Annotated in this window: 12 protein-coding genes; 7 read left to right on the top strand and 5 right to left on the bottom strand. The window is 70.2% G+C overall.

Annotated features, from left to right (window positions below):
- The first annotated feature begins 9 nt into the window (after positions 1–9).
- From ABD296_RS24030 to ABD296_RS24020, 3 genes are all read left to right on the top strand, one after another.
- Positions 10–2,340, top strand: a complete 2,331-nt coding sequence (locus ABD296_RS24030; RefSeq protein WP_344271120.1) for a hydantoinase B/oxoprolinase family protein — start codon at positions 10–12, stop codon at positions 2,338–2,340.
- A 34-nt stretch (positions 2,341–2,374) separates the two neighbouring features.
- Positions 2,375–4,483, top strand: coding sequence for a hydantoinase/oxoprolinase family protein (locus ABD296_RS24025; RefSeq protein ID WP_344271117.1), 2,109 nt, complete (start codon positions 2,375–2,377; stop codon positions 4,481–4,483).
- A 126-nt stretch (positions 4,484–4,609) separates the two neighbouring features.
- Complete coding sequence (locus tag ABD296_RS24020; protein WP_344271115.1) at positions 4,610–5,278, top strand: TetR/AcrR family transcriptional regulator; 669 nt, start codon at positions 4,610–4,612, stop codon at positions 5,276–5,278.
- A 71-nt stretch (positions 5,279–5,349) separates the two neighbouring features.
- Here ABD296_RS24020 and ABD296_RS24015 read toward each other — a convergent pair whose 3' ends face one another.
- Positions 5,350–6,024, bottom strand: coding sequence for a PaaI family thioesterase (locus ABD296_RS24015; RefSeq protein ID WP_344271113.1), 675 nt, complete (start codon positions 6,022–6,024; stop codon positions 5,350–5,352).
- Positions 6,025–6,190: 166 nt separating this feature from the next.
- Between ABD296_RS24015 and ABD296_RS24010 the strand changes: the two genes are divergently transcribed.
- The 3 genes from ABD296_RS24010 (at position 6,191) to ABD296_RS24000 (ending at position 9,882) form a co-directional block, all read left to right on the top strand.
- Positions 6,191–7,345 (top strand): CaiB/BaiF CoA transferase family protein, encoded by a 1,155-nt coding sequence (locus ABD296_RS24010; protein WP_344271110.1) that lies wholly within the window; start codon positions 6,191–6,193, stop codon positions 7,343–7,345.
- Positions 7,346–7,429: 84 nt separating this feature from the next.
- Entirely contained in the window at positions 7,430–9,028 is a 1,599-nt protein-coding gene (locus ABD296_RS24005) for an AMP-binding protein (protein ID WP_344271108.1), read from the top strand.
- Positions 9,025–9,882 carry an enoyl-CoA hydratase/isomerase family protein gene (locus ABD296_RS24000; RefSeq protein ID WP_344271106.1) on the top strand — a complete coding sequence of 286 codons (858 nt, stop codon included), beginning with the start codon at positions 9,025–9,027 and terminating at the stop codon, positions 9,880–9,882. The genes ABD296_RS24005 and ABD296_RS24000 overlap by 4 nt, the downstream gene beginning before the upstream one ends.
- 9 nt (positions 9,883–9,891) lie before the next feature.
- Here ABD296_RS24000 and ABD296_RS23995 read toward each other — a convergent pair whose 3' ends face one another.
- The 4 genes from ABD296_RS23995 to ABD296_RS23980 form a co-directional block, all read right to left on the bottom strand.
- Positions 9,892–10,725 carry a CoA-transferase subunit beta gene (locus tag ABD296_RS23995; RefSeq protein WP_344271104.1) on the bottom strand — a complete coding sequence of 278 codons (834 nt, stop codon included), beginning with the start codon at positions 10,723–10,725 and terminating at the stop codon, positions 9,892–9,894.
- Positions 10,715–11,707, bottom strand: a complete 993-nt coding sequence (locus ABD296_RS23990) for a CoA transferase subunit A (RefSeq protein WP_344271101.1) — start codon at positions 11,705–11,707, stop codon at positions 10,715–10,717. The genes ABD296_RS23995 and ABD296_RS23990 overlap by 11 nt, the downstream gene beginning before the upstream one ends.
- A complete protein-coding gene (locus ABD296_RS23985) occupies positions 11,643–13,223 on the bottom strand; it encodes an AMP-binding protein (RefSeq protein WP_344271098.1) in 1,581 nt (526 codons plus the stop codon). The genes ABD296_RS23990 and ABD296_RS23985 overlap by 65 nt, the downstream gene beginning before the upstream one ends.
- Before the next feature lie 92 nt (positions 13,224–13,315).
- A complete protein-coding gene (locus tag ABD296_RS23980) occupies positions 13,316–14,470 on the bottom strand; it encodes an acyl-CoA dehydrogenase family protein (RefSeq protein WP_344271095.1) in 1,155 nt (384 codons plus the stop codon).
- A 335-nt stretch (positions 14,471–14,805) separates the two neighbouring features.
- On the opposite strand from ABD296_RS23980, the gene ABD296_RS23975 reads away from it, so the two are divergent.
- Positions 14,806–15,756 carry a TIGR03619 family F420-dependent LLM class oxidoreductase gene (locus ABD296_RS23975; RefSeq protein WP_344271092.1) on the top strand — a complete coding sequence of 317 codons (951 nt, stop codon included), beginning with the start codon at positions 14,806–14,808 and terminating at the stop codon, positions 15,754–15,756.
- Positions 15,757–15,794: the final 38 nt, after the last annotated feature.

Raw genomic sequence — 15,794 nt, 5'->3', positions numbered from 1 at the left:
GTGAGCGCGATGACCCTCGAAGTGACGAGCCCGGACGACGCGGCCTACGACGACATCGTCTGGGACGGACTGGTCCACAGCTACCGCCCGGCGGCGGATTGGAAGACCCGCGTGTCGCCCGGGCTCAAGTTCGCCACGGCCGCGGACGACGAGATCGACCCGGTGACGTTCGAGGTACTGCGCAACCGGCTCTGGACCATCAACCTCGCGCACGGCGACACCCTCACGCGGATGTCCGGCTCGCCGGTGTTCCAGGGCCTCGACTTCAACATGTCGGTCCTCACCGAGGACGGCGAGATCGTGATGAGCGCGCCGTTCATCCAGTATCTCAACACCGGCTCCCCGCTGGTCGTCCGCTACCTGATGGAGAAGTTCAGCGAATCACCCGGCATCGACGACGGCGATGTGTTCCTGGCGAGCGATCCATGGATCGGCGCGTCGCACCAGATGGACGTGTGCATCGCAGCTCCGGTGTTCATCGACGGGGAGCTCTTCGCGTGGGTGTCCAACGCGGCGCAGCAATACGATCTGGGCGGGATCGTGCCGGGCGGCTGGCCGCAGAACGCGCCGGACATCTTCAGCGACCCGATCGTCTTCCGGCCGTTCAAGCTCATCGAGCGCGGCGTACTCCGCGACGACCTGGAGCAGATGTACCGGCGGCAGTCCCGGATGCCGGACATGGTCGCACTGGATCTGCGGGCGCAGCTCGCCGGGTGCCGGTTCGCGGCCGGCCGGCTCAAGGAGACCTGCGAGGAGTTCGGCGCGGCGACGGTGAAGGCGGCCATGCGCCGGATCCTCGACAACGCGCAGGCCGCGTTTGCCCGCAAGCTGGAACGGATCCCCGACTGCACGCTCAGCGAAGTGCTCTACTTCGACGAGAAGCTGCCCGGCGACCGGACGACGCACCGGGTGCAGTTCAACGTCACCAAGCGCGGCTCCCGGCTGATCGTCGACAACGAGGGCACCGAGGAGCAGAGCGACGGCCCCAACGGCTTCACCTTCATGAACTTCATGGGGATCGTCCTGGGCATCTCCGGGCTGACCCTGCTCCACGAGCACACCTTCTCGATCGGCGGCGCCGACCGCCAGATCGACTTCCGCCCATTGCCGGGCACCCTGACCTGCTGCGACTACCCCGCGGCCGTCAGCGGCGGCGTCCTCAACATCATCAGCGCCTTCGAACGCCTGCAGAACGTCTTCGCCCGGATCATGGCCTGCGATCCCGAGACGAAACAGGACCTGGTGGTCTCCGGGCCGGACCATCCGCTCCTGGTCCTCGCCGGCATGGACGACCGCGGGAACGCCTTCGGCACCGCGATGCTCGAGGGCGCCGGCGCCGGCGGAGGCGCACGCACCCACGCGGACGGGGTGGACTCCTCGGGCCTGTCGATCGACCCCTTGATCAGGATGCCCAACGTGGAGGAGACCGAGCAGTTCTATCCGCTGCTGATCCTCTACCGCAAGGAGGCCGAGGACAGCGGGGGCGCCGGCCGATGGCGTGGGGGAGCCGGCATGGAGGTCGCGTTCACCCCCTATCGCTCGCTCGGCATCGAAGCGATCACCAACGCCGGCGGCCAGGGCATCTCCACGAACCAGGGGATGGGCCTGTTCGGCGGCTATCCCTCACCGACCGCCCATTACCAGGTCTTCACCGGCACGGACGTGGACGCCCAGTGGCGGGCCGGTCGCATGCCGCGCGGGGTCGACGAGCTGTCGCGCACCGAGCATCTGCGGCTGCGGGCCAAGTCCAACGGCACGCCCCTGGCCGCGGGAGACGTCCTGATGCTCGTGGTGTGCGGCGGCGGCGGGTACGGCGACCCCATCGAACGGGAACCGGCTCGCGCGGCCCGCGACGTCGTCAACGACTACGTGTCCCGGGCGGCGGCGCTGGAAGTGTACGGCGTCGCCGTGCGCGAGGACGGGACCGTCGACGAGGCCGCCACGGCCGCGCGGCGGGAGGAGATCAAGGCCGAGCGGCGGACCTGGCCGCCTGCCGCCGACCGCTTCGGTCCGTCCCCCGAACCGCCGTCCGCCCCCGCCACCGGTGAGCCGCCCCGCGAGGTCCACGAGTACGTCACCGCCCGGGACGACGGCGGGCGCCGGGTCCTCGCCTGCTCCCGCTGCGACACCTTCCTCGCCGGCTACCACGGGGGCTACAAGGCCGGCCTGTCCATCAGCGAGACCAGCGTCGAGATCATCCCCCGCGGCGGCGACCCCCGCGACTTCCTGGACGAGGACATGGTGCTGCGCCGCTACTGCTGCCCCGGCTGCCAGACGCTCATGACCTGCGAGGTCGCCCGCCGGTCCGAGCCCATGCTCGAGGAGATCCGGTTCCTGTGAAGCACCTTCGCCCCTACGACGAACGGCACGGCACATGAGCACCTACACCATCGGCATCGACATCGGCGGCACGTTCACCGACTGCGTGGCCGTGGACGGCGACGGCGGCATCGCCATCGGCAAGGTCGCCTCCACCCCGCCGGACTTCCACCACGGCTTCATCGCGTCGATCGGAGCGGTCGCCGCACGCCTCGGCGTCACCCGCGCGGAACTGCTGGCCCGAGCTCAGGACGTCCTGCACGGCTGCACCGTCGGGACGAACGCGCTCGTGGAGAACCGGACCGCCAAGGTCGCTCTGCTGACCACTGCGGGACACCGGGACAGTATCTACACCATGCAGGCCGGCCACCGCCTCGTCGGATCGGACCCCCGCGACATCGCGCACCTCGCCGCGCACATGAAGCCGGAGCCACTCGTACCGAAGTCGCTCGTCGTCGAGATCGACGAGCGGATCGCCTCCGACGGCAAGGTCGTCGTGGAACTGGACGAGGACCGCGCGCGCGAGACCGTTCGCCGGCTGGCCTCCGACGGCGTCGAGGCCTTCGCCATCGCCCTGCTCTGGTCGACGGCCGACAACGTCCACGAGCGGGCCCTGGCGCGGATCGTCGCCGAGGAGGCCCCGACGGCCTTCGTCTCGGTCGGGTCCGATGTGGTGGCCCGGGTCGGGGAGTACCAGCGCACGGTCGCGACGCTGATCAACGCCCTGATCGGCCCGGTCACCAGCGGCTACCTCGCACGCCTGGAGGAGGAGCTGCGCGCGCTCGGGTTCGCCGGCGGGCTGTCGATCATGACCTGCACCGGCGGCCTGATCGACATCGCCCACGCCCGCCGCATGCCCCTGCTGACCATCGGATCGGGTCCCGTGGCCGGGCTGATCGGCGCGGGCCGGCTCGCCCGCGCCGTTGCCCCCGACGAGGGCACCGCCGTCAACGTGCTCACAGGTGACGTGGGAGGCACGACGTTCGACGTCGGGGTGATCCGGCGCGGCGAGCCCGTGACCAGGTCCACCACGCGGTACGGACAGTACGAGTACTTCATCCCCACGCTCGACGTGCGCTCGGTGGGCGCGGGCGGCGGGTCCATCGTCGCCTACGACCAGGACACGCGCAGCCTGCGCGTCGGCCCGCGCAGCGCCGGTGCGGTCCCCGGCCCGGCCGCCTACGGGCGTGGCGGGACCCAGGCGACCGTGACCGACGCCGACCTGGTGCTCGGCCACCTGAACCCCGACTTCTTCCTCGGCGGCGCGCTCGAACTGGACGCGGGCGCGGCGCTGGAGGCGCTCGAACGCGCCGGCCGGCCGCTGGGCTTCACCGCGCTCGAGACGGCCGCCGCCGCCGCGCGGATCGTCGACGACCAGATGGCGGACGCCATCCGTCTGTCCAGCATCCACCAGGGCTACGACCCGCGTGCCTGTGTCATGCACGCCTACGGCGGCGCCGGGGCCGTCCACTGCCCGATGGTGGCGCGCAAGCTCGGAATCAGGACGGTGGTCATGCCTCTCGGCGACCTGGCCGCCGGCTGGTCCGCCTTCGGCGTGGCGTCCGCCGACGCCATGATCGTGCAGGAGATACCGCTGCTGGCCCCGTCGCCGTTCGACCCCGAGGTGCTCAACACGGCGTGGAAGCACCTGGAGGACAAGGTCCGCTCGGCGCTCCCGGCGTCCCAGCCGCACACCGGCGTCGCGCTGGAGCGCTTCGTGGAGATGCGCTACCGGCTGCAGGTCAACGAGCTGCGGATCCCGGCTCCGCGGGGTGTCTACGGTGACGCGGAGATCCAGGAGCTCGTCGCGGCGTTCGAGCGCGAGTACGAACTGCTCTACGGGCGGGGGAGCGGCTACCCGGACGCCGGGTTCATGATCACGGCGATCCGCGTGAGCGCCCGTGCCCGCGTGAGCGCGGACCGGCTGGCGGCAGCGGGCGGAGGCGAGCCCTACGATGCCGAGCCCGCGGGCAGGCGGGAGGTGGTCTGGTACGAACTCGGTACCGTTCCGCGGCCGACCCCCGTCCACGATGGCGGGCTGCTGCGCCCGGGAGCTCGGGTGACCGGTCCGGCGATCGTGGAGTTCGTCGACACCACGCTCGCCCTGCGGCCTGGACAACTGGCCACAGTGGACCCGTGGAGCAGCATCGTCATAGACGCCTGAGCCGGCTCCCAGCCGTGTAAGATATCGACCAGTCGGTTGGCAAGGCGGCACCTTCCCGCCGGCTTCGTCAGCAGTCAGCGAGAGGCTCCGGCGCACAACGGCCGGAGGCTCGCCAGGAGGACTCCCTTGCCGCGACCGTCCCGCCGATCGGAAGTGTGCGCCACCGCGGCGCGGCTCTTCCGCGAGTACAGCTACGCCTCAGCCACCATGGACCTGATCGCCGACGAGGTGGGGCTCAACAAGGGGACGCTCTATCACTACTACCCGGGCAAGAGCGCGATCCTCTACGAGTTGCTGTCCAAGCAGGTCGACGCGACGCTCGAGTTCCTCGACCGGGTCCCGGCCGAGGGCACGATCACCGAGAGGACGCGCGAGCTGGTGCGGCTCCAGGTCGACCACGTGTCCAGCAAGCACGACGAAGTCGTGGTCTTCTTCCAGGAACTGCCCTGGGTGGAGAAGCACCTTCCGCCCGAGCAGGCGGCGGACCTGCGGCGCCGTGTCCGCCGGTACGAGCACTTCACCAAGCAGTTGTTGACCGCGGGCGTGCGGTCCGGGGAGTTCCGTCCCATCGACGTCGCCATGATCATGTCGTCCGTGGTCGGCATCCTGGGGTACGTACCGGTCTGGTTTCGGGGCGCGACCGGAAAAGCCCAGGTCACCCTGGTTCAGGAGCTGACCGACTTCGTGATGAACGGAATCATCGCCGTGCCGCTCGCCGAGACCTCCCCGCCTGCGCCCCCAAAGCCGGCGCGCCGCTCGGGCGCCGCCGCCGGCGGGCGCCGGAGCCGGGCGTGAGCGCCCCCGCCCGTTGACGGCCCCCGCCGGGCTGGGCGGGGCGAGGGCATGGCGAGCCTCGGGCGGGGGTGTCACCCCGGCGGTGCCTCGGCCTCGGCGGGCCGGATCTGCTCGGGGCGGAGGGTGAGGAACAGGGCCGTCGCGTCGGCGCAAAGCCGGTCGCCGTGGCGCAGCGTCCCTGTCAGATAGAGCTTGCGGCCGTCGACCTCCGCGACGCTCGCCTCGACCGCGAGAGGCTCGTCGAGCGGAGTCACGCTGCGGTAGTTCACCGACAGGCTCGCCGTCCGGGCCGGCGGGATGTCCCCGACGCTGACGAGACGGCCGAACAGGTCGTCGAACAGCAGGGCGATGCCGCCGCCGTGCGCCGCGGAGTTGTTGCCGGAGTGGAATCGCCCGAACATCGTCTTCCCGGCCAGGGCGTGTTCGGTGATGCCGGTCAGGCGTATCGGGGGGCTGAAGGTCTGCCCCCGGTCGGGCGCGGGCAGGAACCGTCCGAACCACTGGTCATCATCACCGACCTCATGCCGCGCCAGTACCGCCCGCGTCTGCTCGACCAGCGACCGCGCCTCCGCCACGGCCTCCGGAGGCGGCGCGGCGGCCGCGAAGGTGTCTTGGAGACCGGCCATTTCCCCCACCAGGGCGGCCCAGCCGGGGGCGGCGTTCCGCGCCGCGCGTGCGCTCCATTCCGTCCAGTAGCCGTTCAAGGGAACCGCGACGTGCGGCTGCGGTCTGTCGCTCTCGGTCATTGGCACCCCTGTCCGGCGCCGCCCCGAGTGGGCGGCAGCCAACTCCACGAAACCAACCATTAGGTTGATTAAAGCCGGAAGTGATCGGGTCGCGCGTATTGCCGCCGGTCCGAAACTCTTGCTTTAATCAACCCAACGGTTGGTCAGTATAGATGGGAGTGTGCCGATGAGGGGCCAGGCCACGGGGCCGCTGGCAGGTGTCCGGGTGCTCGAGATACAGGCGATGGGCCCGGGCCCGTTCTGCGCGATGATGCTGAGCGACTTCGGGGCCGAGGTGATCCGCGTCGACCGCGTCGGCGCCGTGAGCGACGGGACCGGCGGCCAGGCGTCCGCCGACGTCCTTTCCCGCGGCCGCCGCTCGGTGGCGGTGGACCTGAAGCGGCCAGGCGGCACGGACTTGGTTCTGCGCATGGTGGAGCAGGCCGACGTGCTGATCGAAGGCTACCGGCCCGGCGTCATGGAACGCCTCGGCCTGGGGCCGGACGCCTGCCTGGCGCGGAACCCGCGGCTCATCTACGGCCGGGTGACCGGCTGGGGCCAGGACGGTCCGTGGGCGGCGCACGCCGGCCACGACATCAACTACATCTCCCTGGCCGGGGTGCTGTGGCCGATCGGCCGCGACGGCGACGCACCGGTCCCGCCGCTGAACTACGTCGGCGACTTCGGCGGGGGCGGCATGCTCCTGGCGGTCGGCATCTGCGCGGCGCTCGCCGAGCGCGCGTCCTCCGGTCGCGGACAGGTGATCGACGCGGCCATGGTCGATGGGGCGGCGCTGCTGAACAGCTTCATGTATGGGATGCGCGCCATGGGTCAATGGGGCGCCGAGCGCGGCCGGAACCTGCTCGACACCGGGGCACCGTTCTACGAGACGTACGAGACCTCGGACGGCAAATGGGTGTCGGTCGGATCGATCGAGTCGAAGTTCTTCGGCAACCTGGTGAGGTGCCTCGGCCTGGACATCGACCTGGAGACCCAAGGCGACCAGGCGTCCTGGCCGGTACTTCGAAAAAGGCTCGCTGCCGTCTTCCGCACCCGCACCCGCGACGAGTGGACCGCCCTGCTCGCCGACGCGGACGCCTGCTTCGCCCCTGTGCTGTCGCCCTGGGAAGCGCCGGAGCACCCGCACAACGCGGAACGCGGCACCTTCATCGAGAGTTTCGGGGTCACCCAGCCCGGCCCGGCCCCGCGCTTCGGGCGGACGCCGGCCGCGATCGGCGGGCCGCCTCCCGAGTCCGGGCAGCATACCGACGAGATCCTCGGCGGCCTCGGCTTCGACGCCGCTGAGATCGCCCGGCTGAGGTCGGCCGGCGACGTCGCGTGAACGTCGGCCCCGAGCCCCTGACTCACCGGCGATGGCCGCGACCGGCGCGATGACCCGAACGAGAACTATGAGCGAGGAGTGGTCATGACGCCTCAGGCAGGCGCCGTCGCGGTGGGGGCGACGGTGGACGAGGTCTTCCGCGAGCGCCTCGCCTCCGAACCGGACGCGGAGTTCGTCAAGTGCGGCTCCGAGTGGCTCACGTTCGCCCAGCTCGACGACCGTACTGACCGCCTCGCGGCCGGATTGGCGTCCCTGGGGGTGGGCCGGGGCACGACGGTCGCCACGCTTTTGCCCAACAGGATCGAGACTGTCGAGATCCTGCTGGCGGTGGCGAAGCTGGGCGCGGTGCAGGCCCCGCTGAACTACTGGCTCAAGGGCGAGTTCCTGGAGTACCAACTCGGCGACTGCGGGGCGAGTGTGCTCATCGCCGACGGCCTGGGGTATGCGGCGGCCAGAGATCTCCTGGCGAGCACCGCGATCGTCCACTGTGTCGTGGTGGACGGCGTGCCTTCCGACTCCACCATCCCCTACGCGGACCTGCAGGGCGAGCGGCGCCCGTTCGAGTCGGTCTCCGAACCGGGCGACCTCATGTCGATCATGTACACGTCCGGGACGACGGCGGCCGCCAAGGGGTGCATGCTGTCCAGCGGCTACTACGTGTCGGTCGGGCGCGCCTACGGCCTTCGCCGGTGGTGCGTTCCGGGGGATCGGATGTACACCGGTTTTCCGATGTTCCACACCAGCGGGCAGATGGTCGCCTTCATGACGGCCTTGGTGAACGGCGCGTCGATCAGCATCGCGCCCGAGTTCCACGCCTCGACCTTCATCGAGGACGCCGCCGCGGACGGTGCGACCACGCTGGTTGGGGTGGGCGTGATGGGAAACCTGCTGCTGGCACAGCCGCCGAGCGCGGCGGACGGCGCTCATCCCTTCCGGCTGGCCGTCTGGGTGCCGATGGGGGAGGAGGAGCAGCGGCGATTCGAGGAGCGATTCGCCACTCCGGTCATCTCCGAGGGCTACGGGCAGACCGAGTGCGTGCCCATCACCGTGAGCGCGCCCGACGGGATGCGCGCACGCGGGACGTCCGGCCAGGTCTCGCCCCTGCTCGAGGTCGCGATCGTGGACGGCGCGGACAACGAGGTACCACTCGGGGAGGCGGGTGAGATCGTCGTCCGGCCCAGGGTGCCGAACGCGATGTACAGCGGGTACTGGAGGAAACCGGACATCACGCTGGCCGCGTGGAGCAGCCTGTGGCACCACACCGGTGACTTCGGGCGGCTGGACGCCGACGGCTTCGTCACGTTCGTCGACCGCAAGAAGGACATGCTGCGGCGGCGTGGCGAGAACGTCTCCGCCTTGGCTCTGGAGAACCTCATCCGGACGCACCCCGCGGTCGCGGACGTCGCGGTGTCCCCGGTCCCCGGACCGTTCGGCGACGACGACATCAAGGCGAGCATCGTGCTCGCGGCCGGGGCGGCCCTGGAGCCCGGGGAGTTCCGCGAGTTCATGAAGGACAAGGTCGCGTACTTCGCGGTCCCCCGTTACGTGGACCTCCGCGACCACCTTCCCGTCAACGCGCTGAGCCGTGTCATGAAACACGTCCTGTGCGACGAGGGCGTCACCGAAGCGATGTGGGATCTCGAGCGACGAGGTCTCGCCGCGGCCGAGGAGGAGAGCGCATGACCGAGGGCAACGAGCCGGACGTCCTCACCGAGCGCCACGGGGGCGTGCTCCTTGTGCGCCTCAACAGGCCGCACCGGCACAACGCCATCGGCGGGACCATGCTGCGCGATCTCCTGGCGGCTTTCGACGAGGCGGCCGCCGACGACACCGTCCACGTCATCGTCACCACGGGCACCTGCGGCTCGTTCTCGGCCGGCGCGGACGCCGCCGACCTGGAGGCCGGAAGGCTTCCGCCGGCGCGCGAACTGCTCACCGGCGACGTGGTCGGCGGCGAGAAGGGCCTCCCGCCGCTGTCTCCGCACGGCCGGAGCATGGACGATCTCGGCAACGCCGGACGCTGGACACTGCGGATGCTGGAGCTGGAGAAACCGGCGATCGCCGCGGTCAACGGGGCCGCCGTGGGCGGCGGCTTCGGCATCGCACTGCTGCACGACATTCTGATCGCGGGGGAGTCCGCCCGGCTGGGCGCCGGGTTCGCGCCGCTCGGGCTGACCGCCGAACTCGGCATCAGCCACCTGCTGCCCCGCATGGTCGGCACGGTCGCGGCGGCGGACCTGCTCTTCACCGGCCGGCTGGTCGGGGCCGTCGAGGCGAAGGAGCTCGGTCTCGTCTCCGAGGCGGTTCCCGACGACCGGCTCCTCGACCGGGCGATGGAACTCGCGCAGCGGATCTCCTCGATGCCGCCGCTCGGCGTCCAGTCGAGCAAGCGGCTGCTGCGCCGGTCCACGCGCGGCGAACTGGTCGATCAGTTGCGCGCCGAGCACTCCGCCCAGACGATGCTCTTCGACCACCCGGACACGCGGGCCGCCCTGGACCGACTCGCCGCCCGGGTGAAGCGGCCGCCCGCGCAGTGAGGTGTCCCGTCAGACTTCCGTGCCGGCTCCTACCTGCCGGACGCCCCGCTTCCGGTAGCCGACGGGGTCGATGACCGTTCGCAGCAAGGCGACCTGTTCGACGGTAGGGGGTTCTGTGACAGGGATGCTCGCCGGGAGGACCGGCTCGAAACCCGTCGCCGCGAGGACGCGGTCCACCGTGACCCCCTTGTGGACGGACTTGAGCCGCATGCGCTGGGAGCCTCGCTCGAAGTCGAACACCGCGAGATTGGTCACGACCAGCTCCGGGCCGCCGCCGATGCCCGACCGGGCGCGTTCGCCGTGCCCGTCCAGGTAGCCGATCCCGGACCGGAAGTCCACGCGTTCCACAAGCGAGCGCGGGCCATGGTCGGCGATGTAGTAGAGCAGCCGCTTGTCCAACGTGCTCATGTCCGCGAGGCCGGCCGTCCCGGCCAGCCGGACCCTGGGGTGGTCGAAGGCGCCGATCACCGAGTTGTTGGTGTTGCCGTACGCGTCGATCTGCGCGGCTCCGAGGCAGAAGGTGCGGAAGAAGCGGCCGTTGGCCACGAAATCCCAGAACTCGGTGTAGAGATCCAGGTACATGACCGAGTCCCGCCACAGGGGCCACTCGAACGTCGAGGCTGACAATTCGGGGGCGGCCGGATCGACGCCGGACCCACCAGGGATCCACACGAGTTCCGGCGCGTGCGTCAACTGCGCCAACCGAATGGCGCACACAGGAATGAACGAGGCGATTCCCGTGCATGTCTGGTCACCGTTCTCGAAGCGCTCGGCGATACGCGCGACCATCAACTCGTCAACGGTGTAGTCGGCGGTGGGCTCGCCGCCGTGCTCAGTGCTCACGAGCGGTTCCGATCTCCAGCTCGGCCAGCCGGTCGGATCCGCCGACGAGCCGGAGATAGCCGGCGTGCGACGGCGGCGCGTGAACGTTCGCGTCCAGGAAGGCGCGGGCGGTGTCGTCGTCGGCGGCGGCACCGACCCAGGCGGCCATGAAGGTGCGGTCGTAGTCGTAGACGGGGAAGAGAGAGGTCGGATGCGCGCCGTAAGGCGCTTCGACGACGGCGTCGACTGCGAAGCCCGGCAGGATCGTCCGGTCGGGTGCCTTGCGCAACTCGGCGGTGGGAACGATCCGCTCAACGCTCACGATGACCCTCCTGGCAGCCCGGGGCATGGTGGTCATGGTCGGGTAGCGCGGGCCGGCGTCGATGCCGACGTTCCCCGCACGGTCGGCCCGGTGCGCGTGCAGGATCGCCGCGTCCAGGGGCAGCGCACGGCATGCGACGACGGGCGGTCCACCGAAGGGGTCGTCCATGACCTTCAGGGCGCCGTTTCCGGTGGTGAGGAGGTCCGTGCCGAACATCGTCCGGGTCGGCAGGAAAGGCAGTCCACGGGCGGCAGCGCCCAGCCGGGCGAACAGCGCGGTCTCTGACAGCTCCTCGACGGCGAGGCTCCCCGCCTCGACCCGGCGGCGGAACGCGCGGCAGAGCCCGAAGTGCTCCATGGTCACGGCGGCGAACGTGCAGGCGGACAGGCAGCCCGCGGCGGCGAGCCAGTCCACCGCGATGCCGCCGCTCAAGGTCACCGCGTGCAGGTTCTTCCGTCCGGCGCGGATGATCTCCCGCACGATCGCCATCGGCGCGCACTGCGTCGGGCCGCCCTGAACGCCGACGATGTCGCCGTCTTCGATCAGCTCGGCCGCCTCTACCGCGCTCATCACCTTGCCGGTCATGGTCCGGCCCGCCTCGACCGCGCGGTCCGGATCACCGGCGGGTGCTCTTATCGATGACCAGCCCCATCGACTGGAAATCGATCGTTCCCGGTGCATCCCACCTGTCGCGGAGTTTGTGCTTGAGGACCCGCCCGACCGCGTTCACGGGCAGCTCGTCCATGAGCTCGACGTACCGCGGGATCGCGTAGTACGGGAGGCTGTCGCGGAAGTAGCGGAACAGCTCGGCGGGCTCGAGCAGCGCGCCGGGCTCCAGGACCAGGCAGGCTTTGATCTCGTCCTCCGACAGCTCAGACGGGACGGCATGCACGGCGACCTGCGCGATGTCCGCATGCTTCAGGATGGCCGTCTCGAGCTCGACCGAGGAGACGTTCTCTCCGCGGCGGCGCAGGGCGTCCTTCTTGCGGTCGACGAAGTACAGCATTCCGTCGGCGTCGAAGTAGCCGAGGTCGCCGGTGTGATGCCACAGGTTCCGCCAGGACTCCAGTGTCGCTGCTTCCTTGCGCCAGTACCCGGCGAAGATCGAGTTGGGCTCGAGCGGACGGACCACGATCTCGCCGGGCCTCCCGGCCGGAAGCACGCCGTCACCGTCATCGACGACGGCCACGTCCAGCCACGGCACCGCACGTCCGGCGCTGGGCAGATCCCGGCCCGTCCGGACCCCGCCCATGGTGGCGGGCAGTACTTCTGTCTGCCCGTAGCCTTCGGCGAGCACCTGGACGCCGAACCGTTCCTCGAACCGGCCCTGGGCCTCCGGGGACATCGGGATGAAGACGCAACGCTCAAGGGAATGATCCTTGTCGCCCGGTCCGGGCGGCGTCGCGAGAAGGGCGGCGCCGATCGCACCGACCGCCCAGAGCTGGGTCGCGCCGGTCTCCCGGGCGCGGTCGATGAGCGTGCCGGCGCGGAACTCGGGCTCGAACCGGATCCGGCCGCCGCCGGCCAGGGTGCTCATCAGCCCGCTGGCGCCGAAGCCGTGATAGAGGGGCAGCGTGCTGATCGAGGTGTCCGACGGCTTGAACCACTCGAACATCAGGTGCGCCTTGGGCCAGTGCAACATGTAGCCGTGGGTGATCATGCAGCCTTTGGGGAGTCCGGTCGTGCCCGAGGTGTACAGAATGCTCATCAGGGTGTCCGGCTCGGGCGCGGGCCACACTGGATCTGGGTCGATGAACAGGTCGGTGAAGCCGGCGACACCGCGAGCCCGGCCGTCCAGTGCCACCAACCGCGTGGCAAGGCCCGTCTCCCCGACCATCGCGGTGGCCGTCTTCTGCGCGGCCGCATCGACGATGAGCAGCGACGGATCGCAGTCGGTGAGCTGGTAGCGCAGGAACTCGCCGCGCAGGTAGATATTGAGCGGGACGCTGACCGCACCGAGTTCGGCGCAGGCGAACAGAAGCTCGACCGCCTCGATCCGGTTCGCCATGATGGAGGCCACCCGGTCTCCCGGACGGACGCCGAGGGCGTACAGGCCGGTCGCCAGGCGCTGCGCCCGGTCGCGCACGTGCTCGGCGGTGAGCCAGCCGCCGCCCACCGCGATGAAGTCACGACCTGGGGCGTCAGTGATCCGTTGCTCGAGCTGCGCGGGCAAGGTGGACGCGATCGAGATGCTCATGTGTGCTCCTTCCGGCCACGCACTGGGAACGCCGTGGCCTGACCGTTCCGCTCGGCCGGCGAAAGATTGGGCGGGCGGCCTGTGCGGGGAGGTCAGTACGACCGGGGTAGGCCGAGTGAGTGCTGGGCCAGGTAGTTCAGCGCCATCTCCCGGCTTACCGGCGCCGACCGCATCAGGCGGGTCAGGCCCCATAGGTCGCCGAGCCCGTACTCGCTGGCGAACGCGTTGCCGCCGTGCACCTGCATGGCCTGGTCCAGAGAGAACAGCGCAGCATCCGCCGCCGCGAGCTTCGCGACGGCGGCGGCCTCCCCCGCGCCGGGCGATCGGCGGTCGAAGAGCCAGGCGGCCTTCGAGGCCATGAGGCGGGCGAGATCGAGTTGGACCTTCACCTCGGCCAGCGGATGCGCCAGGCCCTGGTGGGCTCCGATCGGCACACCCCAGACCTGCCGCTGCCCGGCATAGTCGACGGCCTTGCCCAGGAAGTACCGCGCCAGGCCGGTGGCCTGGGCCGCCACGTTGACCCGTTCGGGGTTCAACCCGGAGAAGACCTGCGTCAGCCCCTGATCCGGCACGCCGCCGACGAGCCGGTCGCCGGGCACCGCCACGTCGTCGAAGAACACCGAGAACTGCCGGTCCGGCGCCTTGATCTCCATCGGGATCGGGCTGGACTCCAGGCCGGGGGCGCCGGTGTCCACGATGAACAGGCTCAGCAGGCCACGGCCGTCCCGACCGGTTCCGGTGCGGGCCACCACCAGCACCGCGTCGGCCACGTCCATGCCGGTGATGAACTGCTTGGCGCCGTTGATGATCCACTCGTCGCCGTGCCGGGCGGCGGTCGTGGCGATGCCGGTGGTGTTCGAGCCGGCGTCCGCCTCCGTGATCGCGAAGGCCATCCGGGTCCGCCCGCAGGCCAGGCCGGGCAGCCACGCGCTCTTCTGCTCGTCGGTCCCGAAGTCGCTGATGATGGGGGCGCACATGCCGGCCACGATGAGGAAGAGCAGCGGGCAGCCCTGAGCGGCGAGTTCCTCGATGACGATGGCCATCTCCTGCAGCCCTCCGCCCCCGCCGCCATAGCGTTCGGGCACGTTCACCCCTCCGAAGCCGGCGGAGAAGACCGCCTCCCACAGGTCGTCCGTGAACCGCCCCTCCACGGTGCAGCGAGCAAAGTACCCGTGGCCGTACTCGGCTCCAATCGCGCGCACCGCCTCACGGATCGCGAGGTGCTCATCCGACTCGCTGAAGTCCACACCGACCCCTTCGCCACGGGCCCGCAGCGGCCCGAGATACCAACCGATAAGTTGATTACAGCAGGAAAGGGGCTGATGGGCAATCGCCTCGAGGTCTTACGCTTCCCTCATGTGTCGAGGTACGACGTCGCTGACGCAACCTACCCGTCCAGGAGATCTCTACCGTCATTACCAACTAGATGGTCGAGATGCTACTGTCGCTTGGACATCCATCTGCACCCGGCAGAACCGGGCAGAGCGCAGGCGATGGGCCGACCGCGCGGACCATGTCCTCGGCCGGTTCCGTCATGCGACTCTGCCGACGCGCTCTTCGGCCGACGAAAGGGCAGGAACCTGTGGACTCTGGCAAGCTCGAGCTCACGGTCGGGCTCCGCAACTTTGCTCCGGCCCCGCCGGATGACTGGCGGCACCTGCTCGACCAGGCTCGGGCCGCGGATGCGGCCGGGATCGAACGGATCTTCGTGAGCGACCACGTCGCGTTCGGTCGTGATCTAGGCTCCTATGCCGATCCGAGTCGGGGCGGAGTGGCCGGCGGTCGTCAGCCCACGGGCCCGGACGGCGACTGGTTGGAGGCCCTCACCGTGCTCGCGGCCATGTCTGCCGTCACCGGCCGGGTCAAGCTGGCCACCAATGTCCTCGTAGCACCACTGCGCCCGGCCGTCGTACTGGCCAAGACGGCCGCGACCATCGACGTCCTATCCGCCGGGCGTTTCGAGCTGGGCGTCGGCGTCGGCTGGCAGCAGGCCGAGTACCGCGCGGCCGGCGTCGACTTCGGCCGACGGGGACGGCTGCTTGACCAGACGCTCGAAGCGTGCCGACAGTTGTGGACTGCGGACGAGGCGAGTTTCGTGGGTGACGGCTTCTCTGTTGCGGGCATCCACATGAGGCCCAAACCGACCCGATCCGCGGGGGTCCCGATCTGGATCGGCGGACGCGCCCGTCCGGCCGTGGCCCGCCGATTGGCGCGCTACGGTGCCGGCTGGATTCCCTGGGGCGCCACGTCTGCCACATTCACCGACGCCGTTGGCGACATGCGTGAACTCGTCAGTGCCGAGGGCGGTGACTTGAGCCACGTCCGGATTGCTTATCCGCTGGTCAATGCCTTCCTACCGACAGGTGGCGTGGACTACGCGACAATGTTCGCTGATGTCCCCCGGCTCGCCGCGAGCGGTGTCACCGACTTTCGCACGCTGCTCCGAGTCCCCAGGGAGTACGAGGCGGCTCGCCAGATGCTCGGCGAGTTGGCCGATCGGTTCGCAGAGGCGTCGCGCGGCTCACAGCCTTGAGCCGGAGCCGGAGCCGGAGCCGAGTTGCCCCGTCCGAC

Origin of the sequence: Actinomadura napierensis, from assembly GCF_039529375.1 — a bacterium.
GTDB lineage: Bacteria > Actinomycetota > Actinomycetes > Streptosporangiales > Streptosporangiaceae > Spirillospora > Spirillospora napierensis.
The sequence above is the reverse complement of the archived record's forward strand: the minus strand, read 5'-3'. Positions and strand labels throughout refer to the sequence as shown.

Coding starts and splice junctions, on each gene's coding strand:
- ABD296_RS24030 (WP_344271120.1), top strand. CDS start 10: ATGACCCTCGAAGTGACGAGCCCGGACGACGCGGCCTACGACGACATC.
- ABD296_RS24025 (WP_344271117.1), top strand. CDS start 2,375: ATGAGCACCTACACCATCGGCATCGACATCGGCGGCACGTTCACCGAC.
- ABD296_RS24015 (WP_344271113.1), bottom strand. CDS start 6,024: ATGACCGAGAGCGACAGACCGCAGCCGCACGTCGCGGTTCCCTTGAAC.
- ABD296_RS24010 (WP_344271110.1), top strand. CDS start 6,191: ATGAGGGGCCAGGCCACGGGGCCGCTGGCAGGTGTCCGGGTGCTCGAG.
- ABD296_RS24005 (WP_344271108.1), top strand. CDS start 7,430: ATGACGCCTCAGGCAGGCGCCGTCGCGGTGGGGGCGACGGTGGACGAG.
- ABD296_RS24000 (WP_344271106.1), top strand. CDS start 9,025: ATGACCGAGGGCAACGAGCCGGACGTCCTCACCGAGCGCCACGGGGGC.
- ABD296_RS23990 (WP_344271101.1), bottom strand. CDS start 11,707: ATGCACCGGGAACGATCGATTTCCAGTCGATGGGGCTGGTCATCGATA.
- ABD296_RS23985 (WP_344271098.1), bottom strand. CDS start 13,223: ATGAGCATCTCGATCGCGTCCACCTTGCCCGCGCAGCTCGAGCAACGG.